General features: G+C 69.5%; 21 protein-coding genes, 1 tRNA gene and 1 pseudogene. 11 read left to right on the top strand and 12 right to left on the bottom strand.

Translation table 11 applies throughout. The annotated features are described in order from the left end of the window. Window positions 1-5 precede the first annotated feature (5 nt). Genes bioD through bioB form a run of 3 tightly spaced genes read right to left on the bottom strand, consistent with a single transcriptional unit; the run spans window position 6 to window position 3,205 of the window. Window positions 6-722 (bottom strand): dethiobiotin synthase, encoded by a 717-nt coding sequence (gene bioD, locus ACFC8N_RS14935; protein ID WP_376288354.1) that lies wholly within the window; start codon window positions 720-722, stop codon window positions 6-8. A gap of 1 nt (window position 723) precedes the next feature. Next, the gene (locus ACFC8N_RS14940; protein WP_376288355.1) at window positions 724-2,004 is read right to left on the bottom strand and encodes an adenosylmethionine--8-amino-7-oxononanoate transaminase; all 1,281 of its coding nucleotides are present in this window, start codon (window positions 2,002-2,004) and stop codon (window positions 724-726) included. Continuing rightward, window positions 1,997-3,205, bottom strand: coding sequence for a biotin synthase BioB (gene bioB / locus ACFC8N_RS14945; RefSeq protein WP_376288356.1), 1,209 nt, complete (start codon window positions 3,203-3,205; stop codon window positions 1,997-1,999). Before bioB ends, ACFC8N_RS14940 begins: the two co-directional genes overlap by 8 nt. 147 nt (window positions 3,206-3,352) lie before the next feature. On the opposite strand from bioB, the gene ACFC8N_RS14950 reads away from it, so the two are divergent. After that, a complete protein-coding gene (locus ACFC8N_RS14950) occupies window positions 3,353-4,480 on the top strand; it encodes an 8-amino-7-oxononanoate synthase (protein WP_376288357.1) in 1,128 nt (375 codons plus the stop codon). 80 nt (window positions 4,481-4,560) lie between these two features. On the opposite strand, the gene ACFC8N_RS14955 is transcribed toward ACFC8N_RS14950, so the two are convergent. Both ACFC8N_RS14955 and ACFC8N_RS14960 read right to left on the bottom strand, forming a co-directional pair. Further along, a complete protein-coding gene (locus ACFC8N_RS14955) occupies window positions 4,561-4,782 on the bottom strand; it encodes a DUF397 domain-containing protein (protein WP_356030116.1) in 222 nt (73 codons plus the stop codon). A 15-nt stretch (window positions 4,783-4,797) separates the two neighbouring features. Next, window positions 4,798-5,658: a helix-turn-helix domain-containing protein gene (locus ACFC8N_RS14960; protein WP_376288358.1), complete on the bottom strand. Its 861-nt coding sequence runs from the start codon at window positions 5,656-5,658 to the stop codon at window positions 4,798-4,800. 211 nt (window positions 5,659-5,869) lie between these two features. Here ACFC8N_RS14960 and ACFC8N_RS14965 point away from each other — a divergent pair, with 211 nt between their 5' ends. Continuing rightward, entirely contained in the window at window positions 5,870-6,301 is a 432-nt protein-coding gene (locus tag ACFC8N_RS14965) for an ATP-binding protein (RefSeq protein ID WP_356030119.1), read from the top strand. A 161-nt stretch (window positions 6,302-6,462) separates the two neighbouring features. Here ACFC8N_RS14965 and ACFC8N_RS14970 read toward each other — a convergent pair whose 3' ends face one another. From ACFC8N_RS14970 to ACFC8N_RS14985, 4 genes are all read right to left on the bottom strand, one after another. Next, window positions 6,463-6,936 carry a C40 family peptidase gene (locus ACFC8N_RS14970; RefSeq protein ID WP_356030121.1) on the bottom strand — a complete coding sequence of 158 codons (474 nt, stop codon included), beginning with the start codon at window positions 6,934-6,936 and terminating at the stop codon, window positions 6,463-6,465. A 579-nt stretch (window positions 6,937-7,515) separates the two neighbouring features. Continuing rightward, entirely contained in the window at window positions 7,516-7,821 is a 306-nt protein-coding gene (locus ACFC8N_RS14975; RefSeq protein WP_376288359.1) for a hypothetical protein, read from the bottom strand. Between the two features lie 7 nt (window positions 7,822-7,828). Beyond that, on the bottom strand, window positions 7,829-8,464 hold the full coding sequence (locus tag ACFC8N_RS14980; RefSeq protein WP_376288360.1) for an ATP-dependent Clp protease proteolytic subunit: 636 nt from the start codon (window positions 8,462-8,464) through the stop codon (window positions 7,829-7,831). A 446-nt stretch (window positions 8,465-8,910) separates the two neighbouring features. Next, window positions 8,911-8,984, bottom strand: a tRNA-Met gene (locus tag ACFC8N_RS14985). A gap of 103 nt (window positions 8,985-9,087) precedes the next feature. Between ACFC8N_RS14985 and ACFC8N_RS14990 the strand changes: the two genes are divergently transcribed. Continuing rightward, complete coding sequence (locus tag ACFC8N_RS14990; RefSeq protein WP_376288361.1) at window positions 9,088-9,225, top strand: hypothetical protein; 138 nt, start codon at window positions 9,088-9,090, stop codon at window positions 9,223-9,225. Window positions 9,226-9,269: 44 nt separating this feature from the next. Here the strand turns inward: ACFC8N_RS14990 and ACFC8N_RS14995 are convergent, their stop codons facing one another. After that, window positions 9,270-9,377, bottom strand: a complete 108-nt coding sequence (locus ACFC8N_RS14995; RefSeq protein WP_356037254.1) for a hypothetical protein — start codon at window positions 9,375-9,377, stop codon at window positions 9,270-9,272. Between the two features lie 105 nt (window positions 9,378-9,482). On the opposite strand from ACFC8N_RS14995, the pseudogene ACFC8N_RS15000 reads away from it, so the two are divergent. Continuing rightward, window positions 9,483-9,623 (top strand): annotated as a pseudogene (locus ACFC8N_RS15000) (IS5/IS1182 family transposase); the annotation flags it as partial. Here the strand turns inward: ACFC8N_RS15000 and ACFC8N_RS15005 are convergent. Further along, a complete protein-coding gene (locus ACFC8N_RS15005) occupies window positions 9,624-11,312 on the bottom strand; it encodes a CTP synthase (RefSeq protein ID WP_356037251.1) in 1,689 nt (562 codons plus the stop codon). Between the two features lie 603 nt (window positions 11,313-11,915). Here ACFC8N_RS15005 and ACFC8N_RS15010 point away from each other — a divergent pair. From ACFC8N_RS15010 to ACFC8N_RS15035, 6 genes are all read left to right on the top strand, one after another. After that, complete coding sequence (locus ACFC8N_RS15010) at window positions 11,916-12,494, top strand: flavin reductase family protein (RefSeq protein ID WP_376288505.1); 579 nt, start codon at window positions 11,916-11,918, stop codon at window positions 12,492-12,494. A gap of 5 nt (window positions 12,495-12,499) precedes the next feature. Then, window positions 12,500-13,045 (top strand): hypothetical protein, encoded by a 546-nt coding sequence (locus ACFC8N_RS15015; protein ID WP_351015123.1) that lies wholly within the window; start codon window positions 12,500-12,502, stop codon window positions 13,043-13,045. A gap of 28 nt (window positions 13,046-13,073) precedes the next feature. Beyond that, a complete protein-coding gene (locus ACFC8N_RS15020; protein WP_356037247.1) occupies window positions 13,074-13,937 on the top strand; it encodes a dihydroorotate dehydrogenase in 864 nt (287 codons plus the stop codon). Beyond that, window positions 13,934-14,773: a creatininase family protein gene (locus ACFC8N_RS15025; protein ID WP_356037244.1), complete on the top strand. Its 840-nt coding sequence runs from the start codon at window positions 13,934-13,936 to the stop codon at window positions 14,771-14,773. The genes ACFC8N_RS15020 and ACFC8N_RS15025 overlap by 4 nt, the downstream gene beginning before the upstream one ends. Next, complete coding sequence (locus tag ACFC8N_RS15030) at window positions 14,763-16,076, top strand: NtaA/DmoA family FMN-dependent monooxygenase (RefSeq protein ID WP_356037242.1); 1,314 nt, start codon at window positions 14,763-14,765, stop codon at window positions 16,074-16,076. Before ACFC8N_RS15025 ends, ACFC8N_RS15030 begins: the two co-directional genes overlap by 11 nt. A gap of 85 nt (window positions 16,077-16,161) precedes the next feature. Continuing rightward, window positions 16,162-16,770 carry a malonic semialdehyde reductase gene (locus ACFC8N_RS15035; protein ID WP_376288362.1) on the top strand — a complete coding sequence of 203 codons (609 nt, stop codon included), beginning with the start codon at window positions 16,162-16,164 and terminating at the stop codon, window positions 16,768-16,770. 207 nt (window positions 16,771-16,977) lie between these two features. Here ACFC8N_RS15035 and ACFC8N_RS15040 read toward each other — a convergent pair whose 3' ends face one another. After that, complete coding sequence (locus tag ACFC8N_RS15040) at window positions 16,978-18,558, bottom strand: MFS transporter (RefSeq protein ID WP_376288363.1); 1,581 nt, start codon at window positions 18,556-18,558, stop codon at window positions 16,978-16,980. 171 nt (window positions 18,559-18,729) lie between these two features. Here ACFC8N_RS15040 and ACFC8N_RS15045 point away from each other — a divergent pair, with 171 nt between their 5' ends. Beyond that, window positions 18,730-19,089, top strand: a complete 360-nt coding sequence (locus ACFC8N_RS15045; protein WP_369395311.1) for a winged helix-turn-helix transcriptional regulator — start codon at window positions 18,730-18,732, stop codon at window positions 19,087-19,089. Window positions 19,090-19,226 lie beyond the last annotated feature (137 nt).

A 19,226-nucleotide genomic window follows, 5' to 3' on the forward strand; every position in this document is an offset into this window, starting at 1 on the left:
TACCCCTACGGCGCCACCCGCACCCGGAACGCCTCCGCGTCCCACGTCCCGTCCAGCGGTGGCGCGAGCCACCCCGGCGCCGCCCCACGGAAGTCGCCCGGCGACAACGCCCCGGCCCCGCAGGGAATCGCGCCGAGCAGCGGCGCCTCCGCCACCGCCGACAGGTCGGTCACGTTGCAGCGGGCGGCCAGGTCGGGGGAGTCGGGCCAGCTGCCGATCACCACGCCCGCCAACTCCAGCTCCCGGCGCCGCAGTTCGTGGGCCGTCAGCTCCGTGGTGTTCAGCGTGCCGAGCCCGGGCGAGGCCACGACCAGCACCGGCGCGTCCAGCAGCCCGGCCACGTCCGCCAGCGTGCCGCCGGCCGCGTCGAACCGGACGAGCAGCCCGCCCGCGCCCTCGACCAGCACCAGATCGTGCTCGGCGGCCAGCTTGGCCGCCCGGTCGGCCACCTCCTGCGGGTGCACCGGCGCTATCCCGGCCCGCCGGGCCGCCGTACCCGGCGCCAACGGCTCGGGGAAGCGGGCCGTTTCGGCCGCCGTGAGCGGACCCGCGAGCCGCGCGACCTCGTCGGCGTCCCCTCGCTCGTCCGGCCGTACGCCCGTCTGCGCGGCCTTCAGCACGGCCACCGAGCGCCCCGCCGCGAGCGCCGCGGCGGCGACGGCGGCGGTGGTGACGGTCTTGCCGACCTCCGTGCCCGTCCCCGTGATCACCAGTACCGGCATCTCAACCCTCCCGCGCCGCGGCACGCACCGCGCGCGCGATCCGTGCCACGTCCTCGTCCGAGGTGACGTACGGCGGCATCGTGTAGACCAGGTCGCGGAACGGGCGCAGCCACACGCCCTCCCGCACCGCGGCGTCCGTGGCGGCCCGCATGTCCACCTCGTGATCGAGCTGGACCACCCCGATGGCGCCCAGCACCCGGACGTCCTTCACACCCGGCAGTTCCGCGGCCGGTGCCAGCCCGTCCCGCAGGCCCGTCTCGATCCGCTTGACCTCGGACAGCCAGTCCTGGCCCAGCAGCAGTTCGACAGAGGCGCAGGCCACGGCCGCCGCGAGCGGGTTGCCCATGAACGTGGGGCCGTGCGCGAGCACCGGCACCTCGCCCCGCGAGATGCCGTCGGCGACCCGCGCGGTGCACAGCGTCGCCGCCATCGTGAGATAGCCGCCGGTCAGCGCCTTGCCCACGCACATCACATCCGGGGTGACGGCCGCGTGGTCCGCCGCGAACAGCGCGCCGGTCCGGCCGAATCCGGTGGCGATCTCGTCGAACACCAGCAGCACGTCGTGCGCGTCGCACGCCTCGCGCAGCACCCGCAGATAGGCGGGGGAGTGGAAGCGCATCCCGCCCGCGCCCTGCACCACCGGCTCCACGATCACCGCGGCCAGCTCGTCCGCGTGGCGGGCGACCAGCTCCCGCAGACGGTCCGCGTACGACTCCTCGTACTCCGTGGGCGGCGCGTCCGCGAACACCTGGCGCGGCAGCACCCCGGACCACAGCTGGTGCATCCCGCCCTCGGGGTCGCACACCGACATCGGGTTCCAGGTGTCGCCGTGATAGCCGCCGCGCCAGGTCAGCAGGCGCTGCTTGCCGGGGCGGCCGAGCGAACGCCAGTACTGGAGGCACATCTTCACGGCGACCTCGACCGACACCGAGCCGGAGTCGGCCAGGAAGACGTGCTCCAGACCGTCCGGCGACATGTCGACAAGGAGCTTCGCGAGACGCACGGCGGGCTCGTGCGTGAGCCCGCCGAACATCACATGGCTCATCCGGCCGAGCTGCCGCCGCGCCGCCTCGTCGAGCACCGGGTGGGCATAGCCGTGGATCGCCGACCACCAGGACGACATGCCGTCCACCAGCTCGCCCGCGCCGTCCGCGAGCCGCAGCCGGACCCCGCTCGCCGACTCCACGACGAGCGGTCGGACACCCCCCGGCATCGGTCCGTACGGATGCCACACGTGCCGCCGGTCCAGCTCCAGCAGCTCGGGCACACCCAGCTCAGGCATTGGGCGCGAGGTCCGTTCCGGCCCCTCGGCGGCGTACGGCGACGAGGTCCGTGCGCGCCTCGTTCGCGACCGGCACCTCCGCCGTGCCGCAGACACCACCACCGGCGTGCGATCCGCACCCGGCACCCTCGGTGCCCTCGTGCGACCCGCACCCGGCGCTCGCGTGCGAGCCGCAGCCGCCCGCCGCCGTGCCCGCCACCCGGTGCTCCGGCAGCGTCACCTCGCCGGCGCCCTCCACCTCGAACCCGGCGTCCGCGATCATCTCCAGGTCGGCCCTGCCGGCCTGGCCCTCGGTGGTCAGGTAGTCGCCGAGGAAGATGGAGTTGGCCAGGTTCAGCGCGAGGGGCTGCATCGTGCGCAGGTGGACCTCACGGCCGCCCGCGATGCGCACCTCGACGTCCGGGCACACGAAGCGCACCATCGCGAGGATCCGGAGGCAGCGCTGCGGGGTGAGGTTCCACTCCTTGGCCAGCGGGGTGCCCTCGACCGGGATCAGGAAGTTGACCGGGACCGAGTCCGGGTCCAGCGCGCGCAGCGAGAAGACCACGTCGACGAGGTCCTCGTCGCTCTCGCCCATGCCCGCGATCAGCCCGGAGCAGGCGGACAGACCGGCCGCGTGCGCCTTGTTCACCGTGTCCACCCGGTCGGCGTAGGTGTGGGTGGTGGTGATGTCCCCGTACGTGCCCTCGGACGTGTTGAGGTTGTGGTTGTAGGCGTCCGCGCCCGCCTCGCGCAGCCGCTCGGCCTGGCCGTCGGAGAGCAGCCCGAGGCAGGCGCACACCTCGACGCCCTCGTTCTGGTCCTTGATCGCCTTGATCGTGCCGGCCACCCGGTCCACGTCACGGTCGGTCGGACCGCGGCCCGACGCCACCAGACAGACCCGCTTGGCACCGCCGGCCAGCCCGGCCGCCGCCGCCTGGGACGCCTCGTCGGGCTTCAGCCAGGTGTACTTCAGGATGCCGGTGTCCGAGCCGAGCCGCTGGGAGCAGTAGGAGCAGTCCTCCGGGCACAGGCCCGACTTGAGGTTCACCAGATAGTTGAGTTTCACCCGGCGCCCGAACCAGTGCCGGCGCACCTTCCCGGCCGCGGCCACCACATCGAGCAGGTCGTCGTCGGAGGTGGCCAGCACGGCGAGCGCTTCTTCGCGGGTCGGCAGCTCGCGCCGAAGCCCCTTGTCCACCAGCGTGTTCAGCAGGTCCATGAGGTCCGATCCTGTCTTACGGGACCGCCCCGGGCCAAGGAGAGTTTGCACAACGGAGACGGTTCACCGTGTGGGTATTGCCACACCCTGGGCGGTCGGCCGTGCCGCTAGGGTCTGTCCGCTACCTACAAAAGCCCCGGAGGACCCATGGCGTTCGGCTGGATCGACGACCAGGCCGAGGCGCGCCGCCGCGCCGGACTCGTCCGCACCCTGCGCCCGCGCCCCGCCGACTCACCCCTGCTGGACCTGGCGAGCAACGACTACCTGGGCCTCGCCCACCACCCCGAGGTCGTCGAGGGCGCGGCCGGGGCGGCCCGGACCTGGGGCGGCGGCTCCACCGGCTCCCGGCTGGTCACCGGCACCACCGAACTGCACACCGAGCTGGAGCGCGAGCTGGCCGCCTTCTGCGGCTTCGAGGCGGCCCTGGTCTTCTCCTCCGGGTACGCCGCGAACCTGGCCGCGGTCACGGCACTCGGCCCGCACGGCTCGCTGATCGTCTCCGACGCGGGCAACCACGCCTCGCTCATCGACGGCTGCCGGCTCGCCCGGGGCGCCCGGCAGGTCGTCGGGCACGCCGACCCGGAGGCGGTGCGCAAGGCGCTGAGCACGCACGAGGGTGAGGCGATCGTCGTCTCCGACTCGGTGTTCTCCGTGGACGGCGACGCGGCGCCGCTGGCCGAGCTGGCCGCGGCCTGCCGCGAGTACGGCGCCGGACTGGTCGTGGACGACGCGCACGGGCTCGGGGTGCTGGGCGACGGCGGCCGGGGCGCGCCGTACGCGGCGGGGCTCGCGGGCGCGGCGGACGTGGTGGTCACGGCCACCCTGTCCAAGTCGCTGGGCAGTCAGGGCGGGGTGGTGCTGGGACCGGCGCGGGTGATCGACCATCTGGTCAACGCGGCCCGGACGTTCATCTTCGACACGGGGCTGGCCCCGGCGGCGGCCGGTGCGGCGCTGGCGGCCCTGCGGCTGCTCGTGCGCGAGCCGGAGCGGGCGGCGCGGGCCCGTGACGTGGCCGCGGAGTTGCACGCACGGCTCACCGCCGCGGGTCTGGACGCGGTGCGTCCGGACGCCGCGGTGGTCTCCGTGCGGGCTCCGTCCCCGGAGCAGGCGGTGTGCTGGGCGGCCGACTGCCGTACGGCGGGACTGGCCGTGGGCTGCTTCCGTCCTCCTTCCGTGCCCGACGGCATCTCGCGGCTGCGGCTGACCGCCCGGGCGGACCTGTCCGGGGCGGAGATCGAACGCGCTGTACGGGTGATCGACGAAACGCGACCATGAGTCGGCGTGACACGGCCGTGCTCCACGCGTGACGGACTGCCTGGCTGATTACCTGACTGACTACGTGTGATCGGCTCTGATCAGAGAGTGGAGAGGAACCCGGCCCAGCTGCCGGCGGAGAAGAGCAGCGCGGGCCCGGCCGGGCTCTTCGAGTCGCGCACGGCGAGCGCTCCGGCCCACGGGCCGGAGCGCAGCCGAGCCGTCTCCACACAGTTGTTGGCTCCCGTGCTGTAGCTGCTGCGCAGCCAGCGCACGTCGTGCAGGTCGGTACTGGCAGGGACGTTCCGAGGCGGTGCTGACATGGGGGGCGTGCCTCCTTACGCGCCGTCACCTATCCCGGCGATGTAATCCAACGAGTCCTCGGGGGAAAGGGCGTGGATCCGAAGGGTGTCGAAGGCCTCCGAGTAAGCCTTGAGGTCTTCTTTCCGTTCGAGGTAGAGGCTACTCGTCAATTGGTCGAGAACAACCACGTCCAGATCAGAAGTGCTCGGAAATGAGAAGATAACGAAAGGTCCGGTGAGGCCCACATGGGCTCCGGCGGCGAACGGCAGTACCTGCAGCCGCACTTGGGGCAGCCGGGCGGCCTCCGTGAGCCGCTCCAGCTGGCGGGCCATCACATCGGGGCCGCCGACCTCGCGCCGCAGCACCGCCTCGTCCAGCACCGCGCTCAGCTCCAGCGGAGGGTCGGAGCGCAGCACGTCCTGCCGGGCCAGCCGCACCTCCACCAGCGTGTCCAGCCGCTCCTCGTCCAGGTCGGGCACCGCCGCCCGGGTCACCGCACGGGCGTACTCGGGCGTCTGGAGCAGGCCCGGGACCACCGTGGTCTCCAGGGTCCGCATCGCGCTCGCCTGCGATTCCAGACTGATGAAATCCCGGTACGTCGGCGGCAGCACCCCGCGGTAGGCGTGCCACCAGCGGTGCCGGTCGCCCGCCCCGTCGGATCCCGCCAGCATCAGCAGCAACTCGCGCAGATGCCCGTCCCGCACCTCGTAGGCGTCGAGCAGTGAGCGCACATCGGCTGGTTTCACCCCACTGGCACCGGTCTCGATCCGGCTCACCTTCGACTGGTGCCACCCGACCAGCCGGGCCGCGTCACCGCTCGTGAGCCCAGCGCCGGTACGCAGCATGCGCAGTTCGGCGCCCAGTTTGCGGCGCCGTACCGCCGGCCCGTTCTGCATGGGCTCCTCCTTACTCCTTCCGGGCCGCCCAAATACGGTATTCCGTCGTAGAGTTCACCGCTTCGGGCGACAGATATATGCATATCTTGGTGGATCCCTCCCCGTGACCGCGTCGGTGATGGCAGTCTGACGAAGAAGCACCAGTCCGGGACCGTACTCGAACCAACCGCTCCTTGTCGGTGCGATCCCGCGGGAAAGGGACGACGACGCCATGGCAGACCACCTGGAAGCATCCGTCACTCTGCCGAGCGCTCCCGCCTCGGTCTCCGCCGCCCGCTCCTACGTCGTCGGCACTCTCGCGGAGTGGGGCCTGCCGTCCGACACCGAAGCGGCCGACACCGTCCGGCTCATCGTCTCCGAACTCGCCACCAACGCGGTACAGCACACCTTCGGCCAGTCACCCACCTTCACGGTCGACATCGCACTGGACCGTGACGAACAACTGCACATCGGCGTCACGGACAGTCATCCCCGCTTCCCGAAGAGACTGCCCGCCGCCGTGCAGCAGGACAACGGCCGCGGCATGGTCATCATCCGCTGGCTCACCGCCGAGTGCGGCGGCAAACTCCGCATCCGCCCCACGCGGGAGGGCGGCAAGACGGTGTCCATCGAACTGCCGTGGGCGGTGCCGACGGCATCCTGAAGGGACGTCAGCGCCGACGGTGGGCTACTGGGCCACCGAGATCGCGCGGTGCGGTCGTCCCGCCTCCCCGGTCCGCCCGTGGGCTCCAGGCGGGCACCGGGGTGGCGCTACGGTGCTGTGAGCGGCCCTGCTGCCGGAGCCGCTCACAGCCTGACGCCGGATCAGCTGATCCGGCCGTACCAGACGCTCCTGGTCCAGATCTTCTGGAGCCGTACGACGTCCCCGGTCTTCGGCGCGTGCCAGATCTTGTTGTGGCCCGCGTAGATGCCGACGTGGTAGACGTTCGAGCCGTAGTGGAAGAACACCAGGTCACCGGCCCTGCGGCTGTCGGCCGAGATGTGGTGTGACGTGTTGTACTGCGCGGCGGCGGTACGCGGCAGGGTCTTGCCCGCCTTCTTGAACGAGTAGAGGGTCAGCCCCGAGCAGTCGAACCGGCGCGGCCCGGTGGCCCCGTACTGGTACGGGGCGCCCCTCTTGGAGGCCGCGACCTGGAGCGCTTTCGTCGCGAGGGTAGCTGCCGAGGCGTCGGTGGAGAGCCCCGGGACCACGATCGAGCCGCCCACGGCGGCGAGGGTGAGGGCCGAGGCCGTACCGGCCCGGGCCATGAGCGACGGGACACGATTGAGCGCAGTCATGCGCAACCCTTCGTCAGCCGCCTGTGAAGGATGACCTGTCGGATTCGGGCTGGCGAAGGTGCCCGGCCGCGTTGCCGCGGCTTCACCCCAAGGGCTGCTCGGAGCCTTCGGTCGTCCGCCTGTCACGCACAGACGACGTCCGCTCCGGCGACCCGTCTTGCCTGGGTCCTCCACTCCTGCCGATCCACTCCTGTCGACCGGTCACCCGGGCGGCGGCAGGACTCGGCGTCCGCCCGGATCGCCCCGCCGTTGTGGCGGGGGCTTGTCGTCAGTCAGGGATCTTGACGTACTGCAGTCAGAAAATCCCAACGGAACCGGGGATTTGTGGCGTTACTCACCACTCACCCGTTCGGGTGGACAGCGCGGCGTTCGAGACCTCGTCAAAACCCGTACGTAGCCCCGGACCTGGGAAGACGTCAGCGTGCAGGATCCGACGGACCGCGCCGTGCGCGGGCCGCGGGCCCCGGAAAACGATCTGGATATACACCGGTCGGCGGTACGTCGTTCGGGCCGTTTGACACCCCGTTCGAACCAATCGTGTCGACATGTCGATCCCACTGGATCGTCTGGGCGTCCGGATCAGCCGATGCCGTCCGGCGGGAGCGTGACGCGCGCAGTACGGCGTTCACCGTCCAGCACCCGCAACGCCCGTGCCAGCGTGTCCCCGTGCAGCTCCGTCTCGCCCCGCCGGTGCATCAACGCGAGGGCGTCACGCAGCTCTGCGGCCTTGCGTACCAGTGCCTGGGCCGCACGCAGGCCTCGGTAGGTGTCCCCGCCGGCCGCCGGGTTGACCCTGCCCAGCAGGTCGGCCGCCTCCAGGTACCGGTCGATCAGTTCGCCCTCGGCCCGCGTGAGTGCGGGCAGCGGCGGAAGCTCGGGAAGCATCCGCGGCTCACCTCGCGTCCGGTGCGCCGGGCGTGCCGCGCCGGCCGGGCACGATGCCGTCCACCAGACCGTAGGCGAGAGCCGCCGGGGCGTCCAGGACCGTCTGCCGTTCCAGGTCGGCGTGCACCTGCTCCGCCGTGCGCCCGGTGTGCCGCACCAGCATCTCCTCCGTCAACGCCCGCATCCGCGTCAACTCCTCGGCCTGGATGAGGAGGTCGCTCGGCTGCCCCTGCGCCGGTTCGGCCAGCTGGGGCTGTTCCAGCACCATGCGCGCCCCGGGCAGCGCGAACCGCTTGCCCGGGGTGCCGGCCGCGAGCAGCAGCGCGGGGTAGGAGGCGGCCTGGCCCAGGCAGTACGTGGCCACGTCGCAGCTCACGTAGGTCAGCGTGTCGTAGATCGCGGTCATCGCCTGGAAGGTGCCGCCGGGGGAGTTGATGTACAGCGTGATGTCCCGCTCGGGGGCCGCGTGTTCGAGGTACATCAGCTGCGCCATCACGTCGTTGGCCGCGATGTCGTCGAGCGGGGTGCCGAGGAAGACGATCCGGTCCTCGAAGAGCTTGCCGTAGGGATCGAGCGTGCGTGCGCCGCTGCTGGTGCGCTCCGTGAACTCCGGCAGGACGTGACGGGCGAATGCGCGGGACATGGTCGTACCCCTTCGTGTGGCGTGGCCGCCGGTGCGGCTCGACGTCTGTAAAAAATGTACAGGATGTACGTGACGTTAGAATGGGGTCAGATTCTAGTGATCCACTGAAAGTCCCAGTTCAGAGGCTGTTTTTACTGTTCGCCGAGGGCGGGCATCTCACAAATTTCTCTCCGAACCTTCGTTTGGATCGCCGAGCGGACCAGGGTGAAATGCCTGCAATGTGAAGTTCGGCCGGGTGGATGGTTGCGGTCTTCTCGTGACGGGTGGCGATGCCTTGCCCCTGCTCGATGACCGGGCTCAACAACGGCCTCAAGGCGGCCGGCTGCCCGACGGTCTGACACGCACAGTCCGACAGGAGCGGTCCGTCCGATCGCAGGGGTGGATCCGAGGCGACTGCGTACACAGCGAGGGGCCGGTGGACGAATCCACCGGCCCCTCACATCAAGTAGCGGGGACAGGATTTGAACCTGCGACCTCTGGGTTATGAGCCCAGCGAGCTACCGAGCTGCTCCACCCCGCGACGGCACGCTGAACTCTACGGCAGAGTCCTGCTCCAGCCGAATCGGTTGTCGTTCCAGCTCGCCGGCGCCCCCCCTTTGCGCCACCGCGTCCACGCCCAGCCGGTGAGGTCGCTGGGCGTCGTCGTCCGGGACCGGGTGCCGACCGGCGTCTTCACCACCGCCCACAACGTCCGCTACCTGCGCGCGAAGGTCCTCCAGACCCAGCACACCCTGCCGCTGACGGAACTGACGGCAGGCTGAAGACCGATGGCCATCTTCGGCGGCGGGCGAGCACGGAATGCGCTTCATGGCCGGTTGGCCGACAGATCGAGCGCCACGTCCAGGAAGAGGTCCCCCGGACCTCTGACAAAGCCGCGGCGGCCGACTTTGACGAGGGTGCTGCGGGCGTCCATTCCATAGCGCCGAGTCGCCACCCCACGTGGCGCAGAAAGCTGGAATAGACGCCTAATGGGACGTGCCGGGTCGGAGAGACTCGGTGCCGTAGCCGCCAGTTGTTCCTTGAGCGCCTGATCAACAAGCTCAAGGCCTGGTGAGGCATCGCCACCAGGTACGACAAGACCCCGGACAGCTACCTCGCCGGCCTCCACCTGCGCGTCTCGATGATCTGGCTCAAGGACCTCACGAGAACCGCCCATTGATCACAACTCACCCCTAGGGGACTGGCCGAAGGCCGGCCCCGACACCAAGTTCCGGTACGCGACCGCGGCCTTGACCAGGCCTGCGAAGAGCGGGTGGGGGCGGGTCGGGCGCGAGCGCAGCTCCGGGTGCGCCTGAGTGGCGACCAGGTAGGGGTGCACCTCGCGCGGGTACTCGACATACTCGACCAGCTTGTTGTCCGGGGAAGTGCCCGAGAAGACGATGCCCGCCTTCTTCTCCAGCTCCGCGCGGTAGGTGTTGTTCACCTCGTAGCGGTGGCGGTGGCGCTCCTCGACGTAGGGCTGGCCGTCGTAGACCTCGCGGACGATCGAGCCCTCGGCGAGCTTCGCCGGATACATACCCAGCCGCATCGTGCCGCCCAGGTCACCGGCGCCCTCGACGTAGGCCAGCTGCTCCTCCATCGTCGAGATGACGGGGTGGACGGTGGCGGCGTCGAACTCGGTGGAGTTGGCGTCCGGGATGCCGGCCAGGTTGCGGGCCGCCTCGATGACGATGCACTGCAGGCCCAGGCAGATGCCGAGCAGCGGCACCTTGTTCTCGCGGGCGTACTGGATCGCGCCGATCTTGCCGTTGACGCCGCGGTCGCCGAAGCCGCCGGGCACCAGGATCGCGTCCACGTCGCCGAGGTGCTTCTTGGCGCCGGCCGGGGTCTTGCAGTCGTCGGAGGTGACCCACTTGACCTTGACGCGGGCCTTGTTGGCGAAGCCGCCGGCCCGCATGGCCTCGGTGATCGAGAGGTAGGCGTCGGGCAGGTCGATGTACTTGCCGACCAGCGCGACGGTCACCTCGTGCAGCGGGTTGTGGACCCGGTCGAGCAGGTCGTCCCACTGCGTCCAGTCCACATCGCGGAACGGCAGGTCCAGCTTGCGGACGACATAGGTGTCCAGGCCCTCGGTGTGGAGCACCTTGGGGATGTCGTAGATCGACTTGGCGTCGATGGCGGCGACCACGGCGGCCTCGTCCACGTCGCACATCAGCGAGATCTTGCGCTTGATGGACAGCGGCACCTCGCGGTCGGCGCGCAGCACGATCGCGTCGGGCTGGATACCGATGTTGCGCAGGGCGGCGACCGAGTGCTGGGTCGGCTTGGTCTTCAGCTCGCCCGAGGGGCCGATGTAGGGCAGCAGCGAGATGTGCACGACGAAGACGTTGTCGCGGCCGACCTCGTGGCGGACCTGGCGGACGGTCTCCAGGAACGGCAGCGACTCGATGTCGCCGACCGTGCCGCCGACCTCGGTGATGACGACGTCGACGTCGTCGGTCGCCATCCGGCGAATGCGGTGCTTGATCTCGTTGGTGATGTGCGGGATGACCTGGACGGTGTCACCGAGGTACTCGCCGCGCCGCTCCTTGGCGATGACCTGCGAGTAGACCTGGCCGGTCGTCACATTGGCGGACCCGTCGAGGTCCACGTCGAGGAAGCGCTCGTAGTGGCCGATGTCCAGGTCGGTCTCGGCGCCGTCGTTGGTGACGAACACCTCGCCGTGCTGGAACGGGTTCATCGTGCCCGGGTCGACGTTCAGGTACGGGTCGAGCTTCTGCATCGTGACCCGCAGGCCCCGCGCCTTGAGGAGTGCACCCAGGCTGGAGGCAGTCAGACCCTTGCCGAGGGAAGAGGCGACACCCCCGGTGACGAAGATCCTTTTGATTGTGGAGTGCTTGGGCGACATGGCGAGTACTCCTCTGGGCGCTGATGGGCGCAGGACACGCCGTGCGCCAGCGCAGATCGTCGGTGCCGGAAGCGCTGCGACGCCCCTCGGCACACGTGCGGAAGTCCGCACCGGCCGGCTCGTGCCCCGGGAATGCGCCGGGGAGGGGGCGCCGCTGCCTACCGTGCCCCACTTCGACGGTGCCGACAAGGCGTACGCCCTTTCGCCGCCTTGCGAGGTGGCCGGCTCCGGAGGGAGCGATAGCCGAATACCCTTCACCTCTCGCCCCGGCACACCGGCCGTGACCCGCCCTCCGCCCTGGGCGCCTCCCGTTATTTCGCTCCGGACATCCATCCGGGCGCTTACACACCGGGACACGGGCACGCACGATGCCCGTTCGGTCAGGACTTCATGGAGTTTACTCAAATCCTTTGGCGCCGAATCAGCCAATCTCAAAGACACAATTGACGACCCGGGATGCCGGTGCGAGGCTCGTTACGTGATTCAGATGCGTCAGTGAGCGAGGTTTGCAAAGGTCACACACCCGGCCGCAGCGCCATCGGGCATACTTCGCGAGCAAGAGGCTGGCAAGGAGAGGAATTGCCTGAATTTATCCCGTCCGCAATGCTCCTCGAAGAGGTCACTCAGGAATCCTTTCGCGACGTTCTCGGGAATTTTTGTTCGGGCATGACTGTCATCACTTCGACTAGCGGAAGCGGACCCGTCGGTTTTACGTGCCAGGCATTCTCCTCCCTGTCCCTCCAGCCGCCCCAGGTGATCCTCTGCCCCAGTCGGTCATCGACGACCTGGCCGTTGATCAGGTCCGCCGGCATGTTCTGCGTCAACATCCTCGCGGAGGACCAGGCCGGTCTCAGCCGGGCCTTCTCCCGGTCGGGCGGCGACAAGTTCGCCGGCGTGCGGTGGGCGAACTCGCCGAACGGCTCGCCGATCCTCTGCGGGGCTGCGGCCTGGCTCGACTGCCAAGTGCACGCGGAGTACCCCGGCGGCGATCACACCGTCGTCCGGGCCGACGTCTGCGGACTCGCTGCGGCCACCGGAAAGCGTCCGCTGGTGTACCACCGCGGCCGCTACACGCGCATCGCGGACGACGACGCCCCCGGCCACGTCCCGCCCCGTTCCCCCGCCCTCGCACCTGCCGGCCCAGAACCAGGCACCGTTTTCCACGAAGGCCCCAAGGAGTAAATGCAGTGAAAACCGTGAGTGCCCGCCCCGGACTCCTCAGTGGACTCGATGTGTTCGTCGGTGGACCGATTCAGCACGCTATTCTCCCGGATGGGTTCGTCGGTCATCTAGAAGACGCCATTTCGACGGCCATCGAGACCGTCAGGGCCCATGGCGGAAACATATTTTCCGCACACCTCGTCGAGCGGTTCGGTGCAAAGACGGACATCTTCACGCCGGACCAGGTGTCTGTGCGCGATTTCCGCTGGATGAAAAAATGTGATGTCTTCGTCCCCATTCTGCCGCTGCTGCCCGACCTCACCCTGCGCCGGACCGATGGGACCCATGTGGAACTCGGCTGGGCCACGGCGATGGGGCGCCCTGTCGTCCTGGTCACCAAACTGCCTTTCACCGAGTCGGCGAGCCATCTGCTCAAAGGGCTGCACCGCGTGGGGGCCGTCCGCACCCTCGACTTCGACGAATTCATCAAGAAGCCGGACCTGTTGACCGATGCCATCCTGTCCGCCACCGAACAGCAGCAGGAAGCCATCAAGGCCGGCGTTGTCGCGTGAGCGCGGCACCAGCCCCGGGGAGGATCGCGTGACCGGCGTCGACATCCTGGGCATGCGCCTGAGAAACCCCGTGCTCGTGGGATCGGGTCTCTTGACGGACCAGGAACGCAATATCCGCAAGCTGTTGGCGACCGGCGCGGGAGCCGTCGTCACCAAGACCATTCACCCCAGTCCGCCGACCGGGCTGGACGAACGGATCGTACGGCTCCCTGTGGGCATGCTGAACAGCACCACATACTCGAAGCGGCCTGTCGAGCACTGGCTGAAGGTGCTCCGGTCCTTCGCCGCCGACGACCTTCCGGTCATCGCTTCGTTGCACGCCGACACCCCCGCCGAACTCGGCGACCTCGCCGCGCAGGTGGAGCGGACCGGCTGCCGAGCGCTCGAACTCGGCATCTCCTGCCTGAACGAGGAGGCAGGTCTCGAAGAGGACACCCCGGAGCGAGTGTTCGCCTACACCTCCGAGACCCGCAGGCGCACCTCGCTGCCTCTCTCGGTGAAGCTCGCCATCGGTGAAGGGCTGGAGAGCCGGGTGCGCGCCGCGCTGGCCGGTGGGGCCGCCGCAGTCACGATCAGCGACACCATCTCGGGAGCTGCGGTGGTCGCGGACACCGGGGAGCTCGAACTGGGCGGTGTCTTCGGCTACTCGGGCCCCGGCATCAAACCGCTCGTCCTTGCCGCCGTCTGGAGACTCCGTCGGCACGGCTTCGACCTGCCCGTCCTGGGCTGCGGAGGCATTTCCTCGGGGCGTGACGTCGCCGACTACCTGAGGGTTGGCGCCAACGCCACCCAGGTCTACACCGCCCTGCACACCGACATGTACGCGACCCTGGACCGCATCGTCACCGAGACCTCGGCCCTCCTGCCCGGGTCGCTGGAGGCGGCCACATGAGCCGCCCCGGGACGACCGGCCGGGCCTTCGCCGACCTCGCCAGCCCGCGTGTCCCCGACACCCTGGCCTCGGCCCGTACCGTGGTCTGGCCGATCGGAGCGACGGAGCAGCACGGACCGCATCTCCCCCTTTGTGTGGACTCCGTGCTCGCCGAGGAGTTCGCCCGGCAGATCGCCGCGGAACTGGGCGGCATCACCCTCCCCGTACAGTCGATCGCGGCCCGGTCGCTGCCGCAGAGCGGCGGCGGTCTGTCCTTCCCCGGAACCCTGTACGTGAACGGCGACACCCTCATCAGGTTCCTCCGGGAAACCCTCGAATCCCTGCTCCGGCTGTCGTTCCTGCGGCTGATCGTGGTCAACGGGCACTACGAGAACGAACCGTTCATCTTCGAGGCTCTGGACCAGGTCCGACAGCAGGGGTTGGCCGAGGACAAGGAGGTCTTCGCCTTCAGCTGGTGGAGCCTCGTCCAGGAGTCCTGGCTGACCGCGGAGTTCCCGGCCTTTCCGGGCTGGCACGCCGAGCACGCGGGGCTCACGGAGACCAGTCTGATGCTGCACCTGCGCCCCGAGCTGGTGGGCGCCGGACGGCCGGATCACGACCACCCGCCGCGCAGCGGCGTGTACTTGCATCCCATCGACGTGGAGCGAACGACGAACCAGGGCATTCTGTCACCGACCTCGGGGTCCAGCGCCGCGCTGGGAGAGAAACTCTTCCGCCACGTGACCGCAGAAGCGGTCGGGATGGTGCAGGAAGGGAACGGGCTGCTCTTCGCGCGCAGCAGGCAGGACCGGCGTGCGACGGCCAGCGAGAGCGGAGGGAAGACACGTGACGCGTAAGTTCCATCTCGCTTTCATCTTCAACTTCACCCCGGACGACTGGCAGGGGCCGTTCGGCACCGGCGGGTCGCCGTGGGACGGGAAGTTCCACACCGAGGTCGCCCAAGCACTGGAACGCGCCTGCTTCGACTACGTCATCGTCGAGGACAAGCTCATGGTCCCGGAGAGCTACGGCGGCTCCTCGGAGGCGGCGCTCAAACAGGCGATGGTCGTCCCCAAGCACGATCCTGTGCCGCTGGCCGTGGCCATGGGTCTGGCCACCGAGCACCTGGGCATCGTCGCCACCCTGTCCACGCTGGCCTACCCGCCGTTCATGACCGCGCGCCTCGCCTCGACCATGGACAGCATGCTGGGAGGCCGATTCGGCTGGAACATCGTCACCAGCGCCGAGAACCTCGCCGCCCGGAACTTCGGTCTGGACGAACTGCCGCCGCGCGAGGTGCGCTACGAGATGGCGGACGAGTACGTCGACGTGGTCAAGCAGCTGTTCGCTTCCTGGGACCGGGACGCCGTCGTCCTGGACCGGGACAAGGGGGTGTACGCCGATCACACGAAGGTCCGTCCGATCCACTTCAAGGGCAAGTATTTCAGCGTGCGCGGTCCGCTGAACACGGTTCCCTCGCCCCAGCACCGGCCCGCGTTCGTCCAGGCCGGCGCCTCCCCGCGCGGACGCGTCTTCGCCGCCCGCAACGCCGACTCGATCATCGCCATCGCCAACGGTGTCGAGAGCATGCGGCAGTTCAGGGAGGACGTCCGCCGCCACGCCAGTGACTTCGGCCGTGACCCGGACGAGCTCAAGGTCCTGTTCTGCGTCACCCCGGTACTGGGCGAGACCGAGCAGGACGCGCGCGACAAGCAGACCCGGATGGTGTCCTCGCCCGAATTCATCCAGGACATTCTCGCCCAGACGTCCGCGCTCACCGAGATCGACTTCGCGCAGTTCGACCTCGACGAGCCCCTCCCGTACCGGCTGGAGACCAATGGGGAGCAGGGATCGCTCGACAAGCTCCAGCAGTGGGGCAGCGGAAAGACCCTGCGGGAACTGGTTATCGACGGCGCCGGCGGCCTGGTGTCCTCGGTCGACCTGGTCGGCACTCCGGACCGGGTCGCCGAGCGCATGGGAGAGGTGATGGAGGAGGTCGGCGGCGACGGGTTCATGATCACGACACCCCTGCTGCGGCTGAACCGCCGCTACATCGCCGAGGTCGCCGACGGCCTCGTACCGGCCCTCCAGCGCCGCGGCCTGACCCGGACGGCCTACACGCCGGGCCGGACCCTGCGGGAGAACCTGACGGAGTTCTGACCGGGGGGCCGCGCCGCAGCACCGTAGGACCGGCTGCCCGTCCGGGACGGGCAGCCATGCGACCACCACTGACGAGGCAGGCCCGATGCATGTATCCGATCCCGCTCTGCGACTGGACGAGGCGGCCCAGGACCTGCTCTTCCGGCAGGCCCGCTCGGTCGAGGCGTTCACCGGCGATCCGGTGTCCGACGCCACCGTCGAGGCCATTTACGACCTGGTCAAGTACGGCCCGACCGCCTTCAACCAGCAGCCCCTGCGCATCGTCCTCGTCCGCTCGCACGCGAGCCGGCTACGGCTGGTCGGCCACATGGCCCGGGGCAACCGCGAGAAGACCGCACGGGCACCGCTGACCGCCGTCCTCGCCGTCGACCAGGACTTCCACACTGAGCTGCCCACACTCTTCCCCGCTTATCCGCAGGCCGCGAGCCGCTACTACGCCGAGCGTCCGGTGCGCGAGGCCTCGGCCCTGCTCAACGGCGCCCTCCAGGCTGCCTACTTCATCATCGGAATCCGCGCGGCAGGGCTGGCAGCCGGTCCGATGTCAGGCTTCGACGCCAAGGGCATCGCCCAGGAGTTCCTCACGCCCGGGAAGCACGAGGTACTGATCGTGGTGAACATCGGCCGGCCCGCGCCGTCCACCCCGCGCCCGCGCGGGCCCCGCCTCGCGTACGGGCAGGTGTTCACCACGGTGTGACGGCCCGGGCCGGGCCGCTCCACGGCTCAGCGACGGGGCTCGCCGACGGCCATCGTGCCGCGCTCCGCCCCGTCGGTCCCACCGGCGTCCGCCAGCCCGCGGCCCGAGCCCTCGCCACGGTGCGTGCAGCTACGCGGCGTCCGTACGGCCCCATAGTGCCGGTATACCCAAGAACCCACTCTCACGTGGCGTCGCGCTCCCCCACCCCTAACGCGCCCCATGTACCTCCTTCTCAGGCTCCTCCGCCTGCTCCGTGGCCCGCGGCCGCAACATCGTCGCGGCCAGTACCGCCGTGCCGACGAGGACGGCCGCGGCCACCCCTGCGACCGTGGTGAAGCCCTGGTCGTAGGCGCGGCGGGCCGCTGTGGTGAGGTGCGTGGCGGTGGTGGCGGGGAGCTGCTTCAGGACGTCCTCCGCCGAGGCGAACGACTCCTGGGCGGTGCTCTGTTGTCCCGGGCTCAGCCCGGGGACCTCGGGCAGCGAGGTGCGGTAGGTAGCCGCCAGGGCGGTGCCGAGGACGGCGACGCCGAGCCCGGCGCCGAGCTCGAAGGACGTCTCCTGGATCGCGGCGGCCTCGCCGGAGCGCTCGGGGTCGGCCGCGGCCATGATGGAGTCCGCGCCCAGCGTCATCACGACCCCCGCGCCGAGCCCGGCGGCGATGAGCGGCAGTACGAGCCGGGTGTAGTGCGAGGTGTCCCCGGTCAGCGCCAGGGCCAACGCCGCCGCCGCGAACAGGCCGAGCGAACCGGTCAGTGCCCAGCGGTTGCCCCAGCGGGCCGAGGCCCAGGGCGCGGTCGTGGCACCCACCGCGTTCGCGGCGGCCAGCGGCATGAGGGCGAGCCCCGCCCGCACCGGCGAGAACCCGCCGACCTGCTGGAACCACTGGGTGAGGAAGAACAGCAGCGCCACATAGCTTCCGAAGCAGCCGATCACGCAGAGCGTCGCGGTGGAGAAGCGGCGATCGGCGAAGAGCGAGAAGTTCAACAGCGGTTCCGCAAGCCGCCGTTGACGGCGTACGAAGAGGAAGAGCAGCAGCGCTCCGCCGGCCGCGGCGGCCAGGATGAGCGGGTCGACGCCCACGCGCTCTCCGGCCTGCTTCAGTGCGTACACGACCCCCGCGAGCCCGGTGATCGACAGGGCGACGCTCGCCATGTCCCAGTGGCGCGGGGAGGGGGTGCGGGATTCGGGCACCACGCGGGCGCCCACGACGAGGATGACGAGCACGATCGGCACGTTGACCAGGAAGACCGCGCCCCAGCCCCAGCGTTCGGTGATCAGGCCGCCGAGCAGCGGGCCGAGGGTCGCCCCGACGCTGTGGGCCGAGGTCCAGATGCCGATCGCGATGGCGCGTTCCCGGTCGTCGGTGAACACGACGCGAATGATGGCCACGGTCGACGCCATGATCATCGCGGCCCCGATGCCCAAGGCGACACGGGCGGCGATCAGTTGGGGCGTGGAGTGGGAGAACGCGGCGGCCGTCGACGCGAGCCCGAACACGGCGAAGCCGCTGAGCACCATGCGTTTGCGCCCGATGCGGTCACCGAGGGTGCCGCAGGTGACGAGCAGCGAGGCGAGGGTGAGCGAGTAGATGTCGACGATCCACAGGAGTTGGACGCCGTTGGGATGCAGGTCGAGGGACATGCTCGGCACCGCCGCGTGCAGCACGGTCAGGTCGATCCCGCACAGCAGCAGGCTGGTGGAGACCACCGCGAGGACCAGCCATTTGCGCCGCCGCGCGGCGGCATCCGGTTCTGCCGGGGCCTTTGCGGGGCCTTCGCTGTTCGTCATGCTCGCACTATCGTGGGATACAAATGGATGGCACAAGTACGGTCCTGAATGTGACGTAGTATCAAGATGTATACCGAGCATCAAGGTGTATACCGTGGTGGAGGTGAAGACGTGCGCGACGGTTCGGAACGTGCGGAAGGTACGCCGGAATACTGCGCGATCGAGAGCGCCATGGAAGTTCTGGGCGGCCGATGGAAACTCGCCATTCTCAAGGAACTCCTGGCCGGGACAAGGCGGTTCAACGAGCTCAAGCGTGCTCTGCCCCGGATCACGCAGCGCATGCTGACCCGCCAGTTGCGTGAAATGGAGACCGACGGCCTGGTGATAAGGACCGTATACCGAGAGGTGCCGCCGAAGGTCGAGTATTCGCTGACCGAGATCGGGCGAAGCCTCGACGGCATCGCGGAACAACTCGACACCTGGGGGCGCTGGTACCGTGCGAGGTGTGCCGTTGAACCGGGCGCGGACTCCGAATTCCCGGCGGCCGGTTCGCGCGATGTGGATACGGAGCTGCCCGTCGTCCGCACCTAGTACTCCAACTGTAGTACTAGGCCTCGCGCTTGGCGAGTGCGGGTGTCCAGCGCTTGATCAAGTGCGCGAGTAGTGCCGCTGACCTGCGACGATGGGACTTCCCTAAGAGTTGTCCCGCAATGATCACCGGTGAGTCC

Origin of the sequence: Streptomyces sp. NPDC055966 (assembly GCF_042269865.1) — a bacterium.
Lineage (GTDB): Bacteria > Actinomycetota > Actinomycetes > Streptomycetales > Streptomycetaceae > Streptomyces.

Coding starts and splice junctions, on each gene's coding strand:
- ACFC8N_RS14960 (WP_376288358.1), bottom strand. CDS start 5,658: ATGCAGAACGGGCCGGCGGTACGGCGCCGCAAACTGGGCGCCGAACTG.
- ACFC8N_RS14970 (WP_356030121.1), bottom strand. CDS start 6,936: ATGACTGCGCTCAATCGTGTCCCGTCGCTCATGGCCCGGGCCGGTACG.
- ACFC8N_RS15010 (WP_376288505.1), top strand. CDS start 11,916: ATGCTCCTCGAAGAGGTCACTCAGGAATCCTTTCGCGACGTTCTCGGG.
- ACFC8N_RS14950 (WP_376288357.1), top strand. CDS start 3,353: ATGGCGTTCGGCTGGATCGACGACCAGGCCGAGGCGCGCCGCCGCGCC.
- ACFC8N_RS14995 (WP_356037254.1), bottom strand. CDS start 9,377: ATGGACGCCCGCAGCACCCTCGTCAAAGTCGGCCGCCGCGGCTTTGTC.
- ACFC8N_RS15045 (WP_369395311.1), top strand. CDS start 18,730: ATGGAAGTTCTGGGCGGCCGATGGAAACTCGCCATTCTCAAGGAACTC.
- ACFC8N_RS14955 (WP_356030116.1), bottom strand. CDS start 4,782: ATGTCAGCACCGCCTCGGAACGTCCCTGCCAGTACCGACCTGCACGAC.
- ACFC8N_RS15025 (WP_356037244.1), top strand. CDS start 13,934: ATGAGCCGCCCCGGGACGACCGGCCGGGCCTTCGCCGACCTCGCCAGC.
- ACFC8N_RS14980 (WP_376288360.1), bottom strand. CDS start 8,464: ATGTCCCGCGCATTCGCCCGTCACGTCCTGCCGGAGTTCACGGAGCGC.
- ACFC8N_RS14965 (WP_356030119.1), top strand. CDS start 5,870: ATGGCAGACCACCTGGAAGCATCCGTCACTCTGCCGAGCGCTCCCGCC.
- ACFC8N_RS15040 (WP_376288363.1), bottom strand. CDS start 18,558: ATGACGAACAGCGAAGGCCCCGCAAAGGCCCCGGCAGAACCGGATGCC.
- ACFC8N_RS14940 (WP_376288355.1), bottom strand. CDS start 2,004: ATGCCTGAGCTGGGTGTGCCCGAGCTGCTGGAGCTGGACCGGCGGCAC.
- ACFC8N_RS15005 (WP_356037251.1), bottom strand. CDS start 11,312: ATGTCGCCCAAGCACTCCACAATCAAAAGGATCTTCGTCACCGGGGGT.
- bioB (WP_376288356.1), bottom strand. CDS start 3,205: ATGGACCTGCTGAACACGCTGGTGGACAAGGGGCTTCGGCGCGAGCTG.
- ACFC8N_RS14975 (WP_376288359.1), bottom strand. CDS start 7,821: ATGCTTCCCGAGCTTCCGCCGCTGCCCGCACTCACGCGGGCCGAGGGC.
- bioD (WP_376288354.1), bottom strand. CDS start 722: ATGCCGGTACTGGTGATCACGGGGACGGGCACGGAGGTCGGCAAGACC.
- ACFC8N_RS15035 (WP_376288362.1), top strand. CDS start 16,162: ATGCATGTATCCGATCCCGCTCTGCGACTGGACGAGGCGGCCCAGGAC.